This is a genomic window from Hymenobacter psoromatis (assembly GCA_001596155.1).
Taxonomy (GTDB): Bacteria; Bacteroidota; Bacteroidia; order Cytophagales; family Hymenobacteraceae; genus Hymenobacter.
This window is the reverse complement of the sequence record CP014771.1, coordinates 2,612,178-2,627,826: the sequence shown is the minus strand read 5'-3', so window position 1 is coordinate 2,627,826 and position 15,649 is coordinate 2,612,178. Positions and strand designations below refer to the sequence as shown.

At 61.2% G+C, this 15,649-nt stretch carries 11 protein-coding genes and 1 pseudogene; 6 read left to right on the top strand and 6 right to left on the bottom strand.

Going from position 1 to position 15,649, the window contains the following annotated elements:
- Positions 1-201: 201 nt before the first annotated feature.
- Positions 202-2,805 carry a hypothetical protein gene (locus A0257_11120; protein ID AMR27592.1) on the bottom strand — a complete coding sequence of 868 codons (2,604 nt, stop codon included), beginning with the start codon at positions 2,803-2,805 and terminating at the stop codon, positions 202-204.
- Positions 2,806-3,356: 551 nt separating this feature from the next.
- Positions 3,357-4,274: a hypothetical protein gene (locus A0257_11115; protein ID AMR27591.1), complete on the bottom strand. Its 918-nt coding sequence runs from the start codon at positions 4,272-4,274 to the stop codon at positions 3,357-3,359.
- A 591-nt stretch (positions 4,275-4,865) separates the two neighbouring features.
- Between A0257_11115 and A0257_11110 the strand changes: the two genes are divergently transcribed.
- The gene (locus A0257_11110; protein AMR27590.1) at positions 4,866-5,858 is read left to right on the top strand and encodes an aspartate-semialdehyde dehydrogenase; all 993 of its coding nucleotides are present in this window, start codon (positions 4,866-4,868) and stop codon (positions 5,856-5,858) included.
- 115 nt (positions 5,859-5,973) lie between these two features.
- Here A0257_11110 and A0257_11105 read toward each other — a convergent pair whose 3' ends face one another.
- Positions 5,974-7,392: a hypothetical protein gene (locus A0257_11105; GenBank protein ID AMR27589.1), complete on the bottom strand. Its 1,419-nt coding sequence runs from the start codon at positions 7,390-7,392 to the stop codon at positions 5,974-5,976.
- A gap of 171 nt (positions 7,393-7,563) precedes the next feature.
- On the opposite strand from A0257_11105, the gene A0257_11100 reads away from it, so the two are divergent.
- Positions 7,564-8,655 carry a hypothetical protein gene (locus A0257_11100; protein AMR27588.1) on the top strand — a complete coding sequence of 364 codons (1,092 nt, stop codon included), beginning with the start codon at positions 7,564-7,566 and terminating at the stop codon, positions 8,653-8,655.
- A 456-nt stretch (positions 8,656-9,111) separates the two neighbouring features.
- Here the strand turns inward: A0257_11100 and A0257_11095 are convergent.
- Together A0257_11095 and A0257_11090 are read right to left on the bottom strand one after the other, a co-directional pair.
- Positions 9,112-10,029: pseudogene (locus A0257_11095) on the bottom strand (AraC family transcriptional regulator).
- A gap of 160 nt (positions 10,030-10,189) precedes the next feature.
- Positions 10,190-10,900 (bottom strand): dehydrogenase, encoded by a 711-nt coding sequence (locus A0257_11090; protein AMR29725.1) that lies wholly within the window; start codon positions 10,898-10,900, stop codon positions 10,190-10,192.
- A gap of 657 nt (positions 10,901-11,557) precedes the next feature.
- Between A0257_11090 and A0257_11085 the strand changes: the two genes are divergently transcribed.
- Together A0257_11085 and A0257_11080 are read left to right on the top strand one after the other, a co-directional pair.
- Entirely contained in the window at positions 11,558-12,409 is an 852-nt protein-coding gene (locus A0257_11085) for a short-chain dehydrogenase (protein ID AMR29724.1), read from the top strand.
- A gap of 143 nt (positions 12,410-12,552) precedes the next feature.
- Positions 12,553-12,762, top strand: coding sequence for a hypothetical protein (locus A0257_11080; protein ID AMR27587.1), 210 nt, complete (start codon positions 12,553-12,555; stop codon positions 12,760-12,762).
- A gap of 436 nt (positions 12,763-13,198) precedes the next feature.
- On the opposite strand, the gene A0257_11075 is transcribed toward A0257_11080, so the two are convergent.
- Positions 13,199-13,678: a hypothetical protein gene (locus tag A0257_11075; protein AMR27586.1), complete on the bottom strand. Its 480-nt coding sequence runs from the start codon at positions 13,676-13,678 to the stop codon at positions 13,199-13,201.
- Positions 13,679-13,799: 121 nt separating this feature from the next.
- Between A0257_11075 and A0257_11070 the strand changes: the two genes are divergently transcribed.
- Together A0257_11070 and A0257_11065 are read left to right on the top strand one after the other, a co-directional pair.
- The gene (locus A0257_11070) at positions 13,800-14,489 is read left to right on the top strand and encodes a hypothetical protein (GenBank protein AMR27585.1); all 690 of its coding nucleotides are present in this window, start codon (positions 13,800-13,802) and stop codon (positions 14,487-14,489) included.
- Between the two features lie 13 nt (positions 14,490-14,502).
- On the top strand, positions 14,503-15,423 hold the full coding sequence (locus A0257_11065) for an AraC family transcriptional regulator (GenBank protein AMR27584.1): 921 nt from the start codon (positions 14,503-14,505) through the stop codon (positions 15,421-15,423).
- The last annotated feature ends 226 nt before the right edge of the window (positions 15,424-15,649 follow it).

Below are 15,649 nucleotides of genomic sequence, written 5' to 3'. Positions count from 1 at the left end.
CTTGCTGGCTAAAAGGCAGCCAAATATTATCGGCAAAGCAAAGAATTACCTGACTTGGTAGCAACTGAGAATGTCAATTGGTCTGACATCAATTCAGTGCCTGATTAAGAGATAAATGCTTGTTAGTCTGAGATTTGATGTGTCATAAGTCTGAAATTATAACTAATGAAAAAGCCCGCCCCGCAGCATTAAAACCGGAACTTAGAGCCGCGCGCCCACCACCACCGTTTTCCGGTACTCGCGGCGCTCGCCGCCGCTGGGCCGAAACAGCTCGATGTGCACGATGTAGTAGCCCACGGCGGCCTTGCGGCCGTGCTCATCCAGGCCGTCCCACTGCACGAAGCCGCTGATGGGCAGGCTCTCGTTGCGCAGCAGGCGGCGCGTGAGCTGGCCCAGGGCGTCGTACACCGTCACGGAGCCCACGTAGCCGGGCTGGTCGAGCTGGTAATTGAGAGTGGTAAAGTCCTGCTGGCCATCGTCGTCGGGCGTGAATAGCTCGGGTACCATGCTCAGCTCCTGGCCGTTGCCCACCGCATCCTGGGCCTGCGAGTTGGGCCGGCCGGGCGTGGCGTAGCCCACCGTGCCGGCCGCCGAATGGAAGTTGCTGGCCGCGCTCGGCCCCTGCGCTCGAATGCGCTCCAGCGACACGCCCGCCTGAGTACTTAGTAAGCTAAGCTGCTGGGTTTTATCATAATCATAATGGTCCAGCTCCGCGCTGGTTGAATTGTAGAGATACACCGAGCCCGCGCTGTTATTCAGGGCCGGAAAGCCGGCCACGGCCAGCAGCGCCGCCGGGTCACTACTGGTGAGATACTGCGCCTGCAAAATGCCCGCGTCCGAAGTCAGCGCCACCAGTTGGCCGGGGGCCAGCACGTAGGGCGCGCCGGGGCTGATGATGGCCGCGCCGCCACCGCTGGCCTTCTGAGCACCAAGCTGATAGCCTTGCAAATTGACGTAGCGCAGCGAGCGGTTAAGAATTTCCACGAAGTACACGCCGCCCGTGGCGTGGTTGAACAGCACCTCGTTCACCACCACGTCGCCGGGCTGAGCGGGCTCGGGCAGGGCCACGCCGGCCGCGGCCAGCGCGCCGCTGGCATTGCCGGTGCAGTCGGTGGCGCGGGCCACGGCCACGGTCAGCGGCTGGCTGGGCAGCAGAGCCGGGCTCACGGCCAGGTCCACGGCTCGAAAATCAGGCCCCACGGGCGCGGCGCGGCTAATAGTGGGGGTAGGGCCGGTGCTGCCTCGCAACGCATAAAGCGCCGCGCTGGCCGCCGCCGCGCTGTCCAGCTTTTCGCCAAAATAGAGCCGGATAGTGTTGGGCGTGAGGGCGATGGCGCGCAGCAGGGTAGGCGGCGTGCGGTCGGGGTTGGGGGCGGCCACGCTGTTGCGGCGGCCGGGCGTGCCGCCGCTGGGGTCCTGGCTGGCCTGCCAGTTGTCGGCCCCGCCGCAGTAGTTGGCCGGGTCGCGCATTTCGAGGGTCCAGCCGCCGGCCCGCTTGCGCAGGTCGCGGTACCAGGTGTCAGCATAAGTTATTTCGAAGAGGGTAGGGCCGGTGCGCCCGCGCAACACCAGCTGGTCGCCGGCGTTGGTGAGCGAAGGGAAGTTGCTGACGCCGTACACTTTACCATACTGCGCGAACTGCGCCGCGCGCGTGCTGCCGCACACCACGGCGTACTGGCCGGGCAGCAGCTGGGCCGTGTCGGGCAGCACGGCGGCCGGGCTGCCCGGCTTCAGCAGGCGCACGCCGCGCAGGCTCAGCGTTTTAGCGGTGTTGTTGAATAGCTCGATAAACTCCGAAGCCGGCAAACCCACCACCGGCGTTTCATCGGCCATAATCTCGGTAATGAGCAGCTCGCCTACCCCCGGTGCCACCGGCACCCCGCCAAACGCCGCCGTGAGTGGCCCCGCCGCCACGTTGCCGTAGAGGTCGGCCAACTGCCGCACTTCCAGCACATTAGCACCCAAAAAATCCTGCGTGAAAGTCAACCGTACCACGGCCGGATTGCCAGCCGACCCGGCCGCCGTGGCCGGCCCTACCCCCGTGGCCAGCCGGTAGCGGCCGGGGTCGGTGGCCGAGGCGGCGTCCACGGCTTCGTTAAACACCACATCGAGCGTGCGGCTGTCCACGGCCGTGGCGCGCAGCAGCAGCGGCGCGGTGGCGTCGGTCACCAGGAAATCATCGAAGTAAAAGTTCTTGCTATTGGCCGATGAATACAGCAGCGACACGCCCACCACGCTGCCGCGCTGGTGGGTGTTGTCGAGGGGGGTAGGGATTTCGGCCACGAAATTGCGGCCGCCAGTGAGGTCGCGGGTCAGCGTCCACCGGCCTTGCAACGAGCGCGTTACGCGTACCCGCACGAGGTTGTTGGTAGTTGATTTGAGCGTGCCGTTCAGCCCATCAATCACCAGCACCGGGCTGCGGGCCGAGTCTTTGCGGAAGAGACTCACCTCGTCGTCGGTGCCGCCCAGGCGCACGAAATAGCCCTTGGTGGCCGCGCTTTTGAGGTCGGGCCGCGAGGCCAGCAGCCACACGTCGGCCAGGTTGCTGGCCGAGGTGGCCAGCTTGAGATTGGCCCAAAACTCCCAGATGGTGCCGGTGCTGGCCTGGCAGGGCGTCACGAGCTGCAGCCGGGTGCCCGTGGTGGCCGGGCCGTTGCTGCGCAGCACCTGGCTGGCCACCACGAAGCTGCCTACGTCGCCGGTCCAGGCCGGGTTTTTGGTGAAGTCGCCGTCGGCAAACGTGTCGGCCAGCTGGGCTGTTGCCAGCTGCGGACACCACAGCAGCAAGAATAATACGTATTTCATGAGTATACTGGCAGTGTTAGCCAGCCTCAAGTAAGCACGTAGTAGCGAGAATATAGGCTAGTTGCCTGGCCGAACAGCAGCAAAATCAACGGCCCGGCCGCGCCATATGGGTAGTACTGCCGGGCCGTGGGCTTTATAAAAAATTTACTGTCAGTTAATTATGTGAATTTTTGATGAAATTATTTTAAGTAGTAAAAAAATATTCGACGGTCATTGCGAGCTTGCCGAGAAATCTCGCTCGGGCCGTTTGAGTATCGTTCAACGACGCACGCGAGATTCCTTGGCAAGCTCGCAATGACTGTCGAATATTTTTTACTTCTTAACTCCACTTTGGTAGGTTAACGTGTTTTCACCGCAGAAGACGCAGCGGGCTTCGCGGAAGAGTCGCAGAAGAACGACCTCTGCGACTCTTCCGCGAAGCCCGCTGCGTCTTCTGCGGTGAAAACACTTGTACTGATAGCCGTTGAAAGCAGTAGTTTGTACTTGCCAAAATAGAGTTAAATAGCTTCAGCTAAAGCCACCACCATAAGTAGCAAAACCCCAGGAAGCTATTACAGTTGGTTTTGGGGCGGCGTGAGGCTGGCGGTGAGCAGGCTCTGGCGGGCAGTGGCATCAAAAACGATGGCTTTTACCCGCGGGTAAGCCTGGGCCAGGCGCTGCGCGGCCCGCAGGGGGCTGCCGCTTGGGCAAGGTGCCAGCAGCAGCACTGGCAGTTGGGGGAGGGGTAGGGCCCGCGCCGCCCGCGCGCGCAGGGCCGGGTAGCTGAGGGCATTGTCACGGGAGACCAGCGGGTTAGCCAGCCAGCTAGCGTAAGCCGGGCCCGGAAAGCGCTGAAAGGTGGAGTCGGCCGCCGTGGGCGTCCAGACCCAGATGGCATTTTCGACCCCGGCTTGCGTTAGCTCGTCCACCATGTAGCGCCAGTCGCGGCGGTAGGCCGCGGCCGTTGGCGCATCCAGCAGCGGGCGCAGCAACACCGGGCCCGGCACCCGCTTGAGCTGAACGGCCAAACTATGCCAATAGGCCCGGCGCCGGCCCGAACCCACGGCCACCGTCCAGCTAAGCAGCGGCAGGCGTTGCTGCTCGGCCAGCGCCGTCACGAGGCGCGGCAGCGTGGGGCAGGAAGTGGAAGGCTCTAAAGAGAGCGCCGCGATGGGGTAGGAGCCGGCCGCGCGTGCGCCAGGCTGCCCGCCCGCCCGCGCATTGGCTGGGTCAATGGCGGAGAGTCGCAGCTCCTGGCCCAGGTGCAAGGCGTTGCCGCCCGTGCGCATCCACTCGGTAGGCTGGTGCGCGGCCCGCGTGCCAGCCACGTAGCAATAGAGGCTGAGTGGCCCCAGCAGCACCGCCAGCGCCAGTAGCCGGCCCAGCCCCGACAGGCGCACGGTCAGGGCCGTAACCAAGGCTGCCCGCAGCCAGCTCACGCGCCAGCCCAGCCAACGCAACGGCTGGCGGCTGGCGGCGCGAAAGTGCAATTTAGAAGCGAGTGACTGGGGTAGGGGTAGCAAGGTGCTTGCGGAGGAGGAGCCTGGTAACGGGTGGGTAGGCTAGCTGCCCAGGCAACATCCTGCGCGCAAAATAGGGATAGCAAGCGGAAAGAACGGCCGCTTCGCATGTTGAAAATTCTAAAATTTATAAAAATAATCATGATTTATTGGCTAATTATGGCACTACCAGCGCTTTAAATAGTATAATTTGACTAAGAGGAGACTGTCAATTTTTTTGCTCGATGATGCGGCGCGGCCTGCAAAACAGGTGGCCATTCGGCTTTCTTGTCTAAAGCACGCCGGCGGTGGGTGGCGCGGCGCGGACCTTAACCTCGGCCGCTGGCATCCGGCGATGGCACCGCGCCACAAGGGAAAAGTTTAATTTCGGTTACCCACCTGGTTGCGGTGGTGGCCCAGCCGTCGCTGTTGCCGCCGGCTGGGGCCGGAGTGGGGTAGCGCGGGCAGCTGCGCGGGCCGCCGCAACCGCCGCCGCGGGCCGTTTAGGGGATTAGCCGGATTCCAACGACCTTTGCCCCGCGCGGTAGCTGCTGAATCGCTGCGCTGCAATCTCCTACTCTCATGAAAATTGCCGTTGTGGGTGCCACCGGGCTGGTGGGCACCGAAATGCTGAAAGTACTAGCCGAGCGCCGGTTTCCGGTAACCGAATTACTGCCCGTAGCCTCGGCCAAATCGGTGGGCCAGCTGGTTCATTTTCAGGGCAAAGACTACCCCGTGGTGAGCATGGAAGCCGCCATCGCGGCGCGCCCGGCCATTGCCATTTTTTCGGCCGGCGGCAGCGTGTCGCTGGAGTTCGCGCCCCGGTTTGCCGAAGTCGGCACCACGGTGGTGGACAATTCCTCGGCCTGGCGCATGGACCCCGGCAAGAAGCTGGTGGTGCCCGAAGTGAACGCCAACGTGCTGACCAAGGACGATAAAATTATCGCCAACCCCAACTGCTCGACCATTCAATTGGTAGTGGCGCTCAATGATTTACACAAAAAATACCAAGTCCAGCGCCTCGTCATCAGCACCTACCAGAGCGTGACCGGCACCGGCAAAAAAGCCGTGGACCAGCTCCTGCAGGAGCGCGCCGGCCAGCCCGTGACCAACGCCGCCTACCCCCACGCCATCGACCTGAACGTGCTGCCCCACATCGACGTGTTTCAGCCCGACGGCTACACCAAGGAGGAGCTGAAAATGGTGAACGAGACCAAGAAAATCATGGGCGACGACGGCATCCGCGTCACCGCCACCTGCGTGCGCGTGCCCGTGCTGGGCGGCCACTCGGAGGCGGTGAACGTGGAGTTTGCCCACGACTTCGACCTGGCAGAAGTGCGCGACATCCTGCGCCGCACCGAAGGGGTAGAGCTGGTGGACGACGTGCAGAACAATCGCTACCCCATGCCCAAGGATAGCCACGGCCGCGACGCCGTGCTGGTAGGCCGCCTACGCCGCGACGATACGCAGCCCAACACCCTCAATATGTGGATAGTAGCCGATAACCTGCGCAAAGGCGCGGCGACGAATGCCGTGCAGATTGCGGAGTATCTGGTGGAGAAAAAACTGGTGTAGGGTGCGGGGCTTGCCCCCGCCCGTCGTTGAACGATTCGCATCTGTTTCGTCTAACGACGGGTAGGGTAAGCCTCATCCCATTTCGTTCAGCGCCGGGCGGGGCAAGCCCCGCACCCTACTTGGTATGGGAGCTCAGCCAGTCGCAGATAAGTTGCAGCGCGCTGGGCGCAAACGTCTCCTCAATACTGGCATATTGACTCTTGGCCGTAGGGTCAGTCTGGAAGAGGTGGTTGAGCTGGGGTAGGGTGCGGGTAGTTACGTCGCGGTTGTGGGCCGCCCGCAGGCCGCGGGCGATGGCGGGCAAGTTTTGGTCGGCGGCCACTTGCAGGTCGTTGGCCCCGTTGAGGGCCAGCACGGGGCATTTCACCTTTACCAGATACGTAGCGGGGTCGGTGCGCAAAAAGGAACGCATCCACGGGTCAGTGAAAACGCGGGCGGCCTGGGTTATCTGCTGCTGGGTTTGCTCGGCGCTGAGGCCGGGCAGCTGCTGCTTTATGCTGGGGGTAAGCTTGGTGATGAGCTGGTCGGCGGGCAGGTAGGCCGGCTGGCTGCGTAGCTCCGCAAACAGCGCCCGGTGCAGCCGGAAGTTGGTACCGATGCTGGCCGAGTCGGCCCCCCTGGCGCGGGCCATATCGGCCTGCTGGCGCAGCAGGATGGCATCGCCGGGCACGCCGGGGCCAGCCAACGACACCACTAGGTCGGGGCCGCCGGGCTGGGCCGCGGCCTCCCAGGCAATGAGGCCACCCTCGCTGTGGCCCATCAGCGCCACTTGGCGGGGCCGGATGTCGGGGCGGGTGCGCAGGTAAGCCAGCGCGGCCAGGGCGTCGGTGGTGAAATCGGTTGTGGTCGCGCCCTTGTACGTGCCTTTCGACTGGCCCACGCCCCGGTCGTCGTAGCGCAGCACCGCGAAGCCCCGGCGCGTGAGGTAGTCGGCCAGCACCAGGAAGGGCTTGTGCCCAAACAAGGTTTCGTCGCGGTCTTCCGGCCCCGAGCCCGTCACCAGCACCACGGCCGGAAACGGCCCCTTGCCGGCGGGCAGCGTGAGGGTGCCGGCCAGGTCGAAGCCGCCCGTTTTGTTCGGAAAAGTCAGCTCCTGGCTGCGGTAGGGGTAGGGGGCGTGCGGCTCCTGCGGGCGGCGGGGCACAGCCGCCGCCTCGGCTGCGGCGGTGCCGCGGCGCAGCACCAGTGGAAATTGCCTGCCGCTCTGAAACCAGGTGCCGGTAATCTGCTGCCCGTCGCCGGAAAACTGACCGGCGAAGCGGGCGTGCAGCACGTCGGTCCCCAGCAGCAGGCTGTCGTGGCGCACCACTACGCTGCTCAGCGGCAATATCTTAGCGGTTTGCTGGGGCGCACTCAGCGTGCCGGTCAGGGTAGGGGCCTGGCCTTTCAGGTCAAAAAATAATGCCAGCTCGGTGCCGGCCCCTGCTTTCAGGCTACCCTGCCAAAGGCCGACCGGCGCGGCAGGGGTTTGGGCGGCGGCGGCTGAAGTAAGCAGCCAGGCGGCAGCGGTGCGCAGGAGGATAGCGGTTTTCATAGGGCTGAAGGTAAGCGCGTAAAGCAGGGCCTGACTATGTGCTACTAGTGAATTACTTTCAGCAAAATTCCGCCGCCCCGCCCCGACGTAAGGAACAGCTGCTGCCCCTAGAATTGCGCTGCTATGAATTCTCTCGTGAAACGACTTGCCCGCTGGCTCCTACCCCTGGCTTTGCTGGCGTTGGTCTGGCTCAGCTTCAGTTGGCCGACCTACGCCCCGCCGCCCCCGGCCAATGTGCGCCTGCGGCTCAACTACCTGGAGCGCGTTATTCGGGCGGGCGGCGGGCGGGGCACGGCGCTGGGCGAGCTGACGCAGCAAAACCCGGAATGGGGCCTGTTCACCCTCGCGTTCACCACCTATGCGCTGGCCAACCTGGCGCGGCAAAACTCCAGCCTGCGGCCCGAAGCTGCCCGCTATACGGAGCTGGCTATCAGGCAAGTGCTAGCGGCTCCCATCTGCCAGCCCTTCGCCGCCGGCTGGCCGCCGTCGGGCCAGCCGGCGGGTCTCGATTCCCTACCCCCCTCGGTGCTGTACCTGGGCCACCTCAACCTGATGCTGGGCTGCCACCGGCAACTGATGCCCGCCTCGCCCTACGGCCCGCTGCACGACTCGCTATCGGCGGCGCTCTACCGGCGTTACGGCCGCGAGCCGGCCGGCAACCTGGAATCTTACCCCGGCCTGCGCTGGCTGCCCGACAACACCGTGGCCCTGGCCTCGCTGGCGCTACACAGCCGCCTCACGGGCAGCCCCTACGCGGCGGCGGGCCGGCGCTGGGCAGCGTGGGCGCAAGCCCACTGGCTCGCGCCCGAAACCGGCCTGCTGGCCTCGCGGGTTGATGAGGGGGGTAGGGCCAGCGAAGGCCCGCGCGGCTCCATGCTGGGCTGGAGCATCTGGTTTCTGGCGGGGGTCGATTCGGCGTTTGCCCGGCAGCAGTACCAGCGCTACCAGGCCAGCGGCAGCACCAACCTGGGCGTGCTGCGCCTCTACCGCAAGTGGCCCAGCCGCTATGCCACCAGCGCGGGCGACGTCGATAGTGGGCCGCTCATCCTGGGCTACGGCATTCCGGCCATGGCCTTTGCCTGCGCCGATGCCGTGGCGCTGGGCGACTGGCGCAACGCCCAGCGCCTGCGCCGCGTCATCAGGCTGGGTAGCCGCGAAATCGTGGAAAAAGACGAGCTGCGCTACGGCGTGCGGTTTATTGACTTGGACGTGAGCCCGCTTTCCGAAGCGCTGCTGCTGTGGGCCGAGGTGCCGGGCGACTGATTTTTTTGCTTGGCTATCAGCCTATCGCGTGGCCAATGGTGAGGACAGTATTCATTAGGCAGTGCGAGGCTATGGCAGCCCATAATGAGCCCGTGCGCTCGCGCACCCACAAAAAAAGCAGGCCCATCAGACCATAGTAAGCCGCATCGGGAAGCGGAAAGTGCAGCAACAACTGCCACCAGGCATGGGTCAGCGCTTGCCAATCGATGCCTATTAGGCCTTTTCGTAGTGGCGGGGGGATAAAATTACTCTAAGCTCTTGGCCCCGGTGGTTGGGAGGGATTACGGAGAGGGTGAAAGCCGTTGGGCTGCACCTCAACGGTAGAGTGATGTTAAACGAATAGGGGGTCCTCTCAGAAAACGGAAGATATAGCACGTTAAGGAAGTCAATCATTTCCTGCTACCTCGCTCACTTGGCGTACCTCCATAGTGCCCCAGGATGCCGGCCACGGCGGGCTTAATTAAAAGAGCGTCTGAATGCCAAGGGCGAAAGGTTTGTTTTTAGTTTGAATAATTTACTGAAGGATTGGGGATGTTCGAAGCCCAACGCATACGCCACTTCGCTGACGGTCAAGTGGGTCGTGGCTAATTTTTCCTTCGCCTTCTCGATGAGCTTCTGATGGATGTATTGCTGCGCATTTTGCCCGGTGAGCGCGCGCAGCATATCACTTAAATAATTGGGCGAAAAATGGACGCAGCTCGCCAGGTAATGCACGGTCGGTATCCCGTGGTGCACGGGGTTTTCGCTGGTTAGGCAGGCCGCTAATACCTCCTCCACTTGCTGCAACAAGTCATGGCTCACGGCTTTGCGGGTAATAAATTGGCGCTTGTAAAAGCGATTGGCGCAATTCAGCAGCAGCTCAATTTGGGAAATCAAGACATCCTGACTAAACTCATCTATCCGGCTGTTCAATTCTTCCCCCATGAGGTTGAAAATGGCCAGGATGGTCGTTTTTTCCTGCTCCGATAGATGCAGGGCTTCGTTGGCGGCGTAAGAGAAGAAGCCGTAGTGCGCCAGGCGCTTGGCCAGGGAGTAAGGCAAAAAGAAATCCGGGTGAATGAGCAGCGTGTAGCCCGAATGGTCCCCGTTCGTCGGGTGGCCCCCGCTTACTTGATTAGGAGCGATGAAAAACAAGCCCCCTTCGTCAAAGTCATAAAAATGTTGCCCGTACTTGAATCTTCCCTCTAAATTAGGCTTGTACGCAATCTTGTAAAAATTCAGGCTAAACGAGCTGGGTAATTAGTTGGGCACCAGTTTATTATCCCGGTTGTCCACCAGGCTTACGAGCGGGTGCAGGGGTTTCGGCAAGCCCAATGCCCGGTGTAACTCGGATAGCGATTCAAATTTATGCACGGCCTCTCCTTGTTTTTTCATTATTCCAAAGGCAACAGTACGTCAAAAGCCACCGGCCAGTCGGTTGAATTTACGCCTAACGGCGGAACAATCATCCCCGCCCGTTAGGCCCCAGCGGCGCTTAGGCCGCCGGGCGGGAATGATTGCTCCGCCGTTTGCCAGGCTTTTTTAAGAGCAGCAGCTACCAGGGGAGCGTTCCGAGGGTAGCGTGCGTAAACGTGCCGGTCGGACCGTCCGGGCCGAGCAGGGCCACGCGCACGGCCTCACGGGCTCCTTCCTCCACCGTTTCCGTGCCCTCGTAGCCGTTGAGGGCCGTCTTGGTGAAGCCCGGAGAGACGGCGTTGACCTTGATGCCGGTCGATTCGAGTTCGATGGCCATCGCCACCGTCAGGGCGTTGAGCGCCGTCTTGGAGGCTGGGTAGACGGGGCCGAAGGCCTTGTGGTAGGGGTTAGCCGGGTCCCCCATCCAGGTCAGCGAGCCCGCGCCGCTCGACACGTTGACGATGCGGCCGGCCGGGGCCTCGCGCAGCAGGGGCAGCAGCGCCTGGTACACGGCCAGCACGCCGAACACGTTAGTTTCCCACACGGCCCGCACCTCATCCAGGGAGGCATTGCTGGGCTGGGATATTTGCGCATACTCCTGGAGGGACAGCTGGCCCTTGCGCGTATTGGAGATAGCCGCGTTCTGAATCAGCACGTCGAGGCGGCCCAACTCGCGGCGGATGCGGGCGGCGGCGGCGGCGATGGACCCGCGGTCCGTCACGTCGAGTTGGAGCGCGATAGCGTCCGCCCCAATCTCCTGGGCGGCCGCCTGGCCGCGCTCGAGGTTGCGCGAGCCGACCAGCACCGTGAAGCCGTGGGTGACGAGGTCTTTGGCTATCTGTAGGCCGATGCCTTGATTGGCCCCCGTGACTAGGGCGACGGGTCTGGCCGACGTGGGGTGCGCCGTTGGGCTAGCGGTGGGGACGGGCGTTGACGTTGGCGTAGCGCCAGCGCGGGAAGTTTCCTGCTTAGGGGTCATGATGGTAGTAAGTTAGTGACCCCACAAAGGTCTCCGGCCGCCATTTGGGGCCTGTAGCCTAACCACGGTTTTTTGTAGCCAAACCAAGGCGATTTACCCGACTCACTCCTTTGACATGCTATATTTTCCGTTTTCTGAGAGGGACCTAATAGGGCAAAACCTCCGACTCGGAGGTTTTGCCCTATTCGTTTAACATCACCCAGATTCGGTTACAACAACCGGAGATTTGGTTACGGCGACTGGGCTGATGCAGGGGAACTTTGCGGTATGAAAATCAGCGTAACCGGTTCGCCCGGCCCCAGCAGCCGGCCCCTGACAGAAGTCATCCGGTAAGCCGGACGTTCGGCAGGGCATGGGTAGGGCGGGGAATAGTAAGTTGCCTTGCGCTTGCGCCGGCTGCCGGGGGCACTGGCCCGCCCGTGGCTTACGCACCCCGGCCCCAAGCCGGAAACCTTTCGCCCACCAGTTATTAAAACAACTTATCCAATGGAAGCCACGCCCCTTTCACCCACTGCGTTCGTGCCCGATATGTCCGGCAAGACCGTCATCATAACCGGGGCCAACAGCGGCATCGGCCTCGCTACGGCGAAAACGCTGGCCGCGCACGGGGCCCGCGTGGTGCTCGCCGTCCGCAGCCCGGCCAAAGGCGCGCAGGCCGCGGCCACCATTCCCGGCGTGACGGAGGTGCGGGAACTCGACCTCGCCAGCCTGGATTCGGTGCGCGCCTTCGCGTCTGCCTGGGATGGCCCGATTGACTTGCTCATCAACAACGCCGGCATCACGGCCCCCGCCCTCCGCCGCACGGCCGACGGGTTCGAACTCCAATTCGGTACCAACCACCTCGGCCCCTTTGCCCTGACCAACCTGCTGCTGCCTTCTATCGTTGGCCGGGTGGTGACCCTGGCTTCCCAGGCCGAACGCATGGCCCGCCTCAACTTTGACGACCTCAACTGGGAACGGACCCCTTATAATGAGTCCCGCTCGTATGCGAACTCGAAGTTAGCCAACCTGCTGTTCACCGCCGAACTCCAGCGCCGCCTCCGCGCCGCCGGCTCGCCCGTCCTCGCGATGGCCGCGCACCCCGGGTTTGTGGCCTCAAACATTTACGACCAGGCAACTGGGTTCGTCACCCGCCTGATGGTGCGCCTGCTGGCCCAGAGTTCGGAAATGGGCGCGCTCCCGGTGCTCTACGCAGCCGTCGCCGCCATTCCGGGCAACAGCTTTGCCGGGCCGAAGGATTTTATCCACATGCGCGGGGCTCCTGAGCTTATCAAAAGCTCCAAAACCGCCCAGAACGGAGAACTCGCCACGCGGCTCTGGACTGTCTCCGAGCAGTTGACCGGGGTTCATTTCGCCTTGCCGACCGTCGTAAACCGGTAAAAAAGGCGCTCCGGCTGGGCTAGCAGCTGGGGTGCTTTCCACCCGGACCGACACGCCGGCCGGCCGGCTGATGCGATAAATTCGGCTACAACAACCGGAGAGTTGGTTACGGCAGCGGTGGTAGCTGGTCTGAACTTTGCCTTATGAAAATCATCGTAACCGGTTCGCTTGGCAACATCAGCCAGCCCCTGACCACCGAGTTGGTGCACCAAGGTCACGCCGTGACCGTCATCAGCTGCCAGCCCGACCGCCAACCCGCCATTGCGGCCCTGGGTGCCACCGCCGCCATTGGCTCGCTACATGACGCGCCGTTTCTCGCTGCCACGTTTGCCGGGGCCGACGCGGTGTATTAGAGTTACTAACTACTTATTATCAATTACTTGACTTATAAACCTGTCATTTTGTAATTTGCTAATGCGGTGCAAATTCGTATGGCATCGGTAAACTTAGCCTTTTGTCTCATTCGGTTTTCGATGCGTAATATAAAGAATGATTTCACCTTAGCAATGGCATTTTCAACAGCTATTCTTACCTGTGAAAAGAGCGAATTAATTGCTTTTTGTAGCTTAGTTAAGGGATGATATTTGCTCGCTTTATACGGAATCCAAACGTCTTTGCATTTGACTGCTTTTGTTATGCCTGTAAAGCCAGAATCGACATGCAGCCGATACGCACTCAAATCAATTCCGCCAAAAATATCTTTAAAAATAGTAAAATCATGTACATGCCCAGGGTAGGCCTTGCTAATGAATAAAATTCGCTTATCAAGGGTGCAAATAATTAGCCATTTTAGGGTGTGAATTTTTTTTTACCACTGTAATGCTCTTTTTGAACTTGCTGATTAACAGCGCGTTCGATTGACACTTCGGTTACATCAATCACCAGGTCAGTTATGCCTGCAAATTGCTCATTAACGGCCTCCTGATTCCTTTCCATAAAAGTATTTTGTACTTTTTGCTGTTGTAAAGCCGCTTGTAAGTGAGGCTTAAGGAGTTCCAGATACATGCTGGCGGCTGCGTCTGAAATACCAAAATACATGCCCATATTTTGAAGAGTGGGATACGCTTTATGATAGTGCAAAACAAAAAAAAGTGCCTCTCTTTTGTCCGTTAAAACAGGTTGCACCTGCCGGGCATAACGTGGGGGTTCCTTGGGAATATATAAAGGAGCGAAATGCTCATAAAGTGCCGAAAACTCTACTAGCGAAAGACCAGTTGCTGCTTTGTACTGCCTATCATTGATAGCGTTGTGATAAATGCTGGATGGCATAGAAAATGCTTGTTGTAAGTAGAATTTATTAGTTATGTACGTAAAAACTTGCTAATCAGTTGTTAGCAAGTCTAGTTATGTACGTAAAAACTTGCTAATCAGTTGTTAGCAAGTCTATTGTATGCTGCCCCCGTTCAACTTCTTCGACCCGGCCCTCGACTTTATGGCCGCGGCGCGGCAGCTCGCCACGAACTACGTGGGGGCCATCCGGCAGGCGGGCGTGCCGCGCGTCGTGCAGCTGAGCAGCGTCGGGGCCGACTTGGCCGCCGGCAGCGGGGCGCTGCTGTTTCATCACTTGGCCGAAGCCATCTTCGGGGAGTTACCGGCCGCTATCGCCCTCACCCACCTGCGCCCCGTGGGCTTTTACAACAACCTGTACCAACACCTTGCCTCAATAAAAAGCCGGGGGGTGATGGCCGGTAATTACGGCGGCGCGGACCAAGCCGTCTGGGTGTCGCCCCGCGACATCGCGGCAGCCGTGGCCGAAGAACTCACCACGCCGGCCGCGGGCCGCCGCGTGCGCTACGTGGCCAGCGACGAACTTACCTGCCACGAGGTGGCCCGCATCCTGGGCGAGGCCGTGGGCCAGCCGCAGCTGCAATGGCTGCTGGTGTCCGACCAGGAGATGCTGAGCGGGCTGGCCCAATTCAACGTCCCCGAACCGGCCGCCAAAGCCCTGGTGGAAATGAACGCCGGCATCCACCGCGGCCTGGTGGATGCTGATTACTACCGCCACCGGCCCGCGGTGCTGGGCACGGTCAAGATGGCCGACTTTGCCCAAGAATTCGCCGCTGCCTATCACCAGTCCTAATCCGCCGCCGCTCATGGCCACCCCGCCGCCGTACCGCTTCCAAACCATCACGGAGTACTGCCGGCGGGCCAACCTGCCCGCGCCCGCGCACCCGTTGCTCAGCGTCATCGACCTGGCCACCCTGGCGCCGCTGCCCGCCCACGAGCCGGTCAGCTTCGTCACCGATTTTTACGTCATTTCCCTGAAAAAGAACTTCGGGGCCAAGATGCGCTACGGCCAGCAGGCGTATGATTTTGACGAAGGCATGCTGTCGTTCGTGGCTCCCAACCAGGTCTTTAGCGTGGAGTTTGACGCGGACCAAGGGCGCCGCCACGCGGGCTGGGTAGTCGTGGTCCACCCCGATTTTCTGTGGAATACGCCGCTGGCGAAGAAAATAAAACAGTACGAATACTTTAACTACTCGGTAAACGAAGCCCTGCACCTTTCCGAGCGGGAAGAGGGCACGATTACGGCCATTATCCAGCACATGGCGCACGAATACCTGGCCAACCCGGACAAGTTCAGCCAGGACGTCATTATCGCTCAGCTGGAGGTGTTACTTACTTATTCGGAGCGGTTTTATCAGCGGCAGTTCCTGACCCGGAAAATAGCGAACCACGCCCTGCTGCAACGCCTGGACACCGTGCTGACCGACTACCTTCGCGGCGGGGCCTTGCCGCAAGCTGGGCTGCCGACCGTGCAGTACGTGGCCGACCAGCTGCACGTCTCGCCCACGTACCTGAGCAGCTTACTCACGGTGCTGACCGGCCACAGCACCCAGTACCACATCCACGAGAAAGTGCTGGAAAAAGCCAAGACCCAACTCGCCACGACCGACTTGTCGGTGAGTGAAATTGCTTACGCGCTGGGCTTTGAGCACCCGCAGTCGTTCAGCCGCTTGTTCAAGGCCAAAACCAACCGCTCGCCGCTGGCCTTCCGGCAGTCGTTTAATTAAGGGTTGCGTTAGTAAGTGGACCAAGAATTATGCTAAGCAGTTAAAGGCCAGAAACCAGCCTTCAAAACCAAGTGGCAAGCTCGGGGGCAACGAATTGCTGGTCACGAAGAGGGGCGCTGGTGAGCGGGAAATGAACTCGAAACCCGCTGTATTTCAGCGGCTTGTTTGCTTGGCGTAATTCTTGGTCCACTTACTAATGCAACCCCTAATGGGAAAGCAAGCCAGG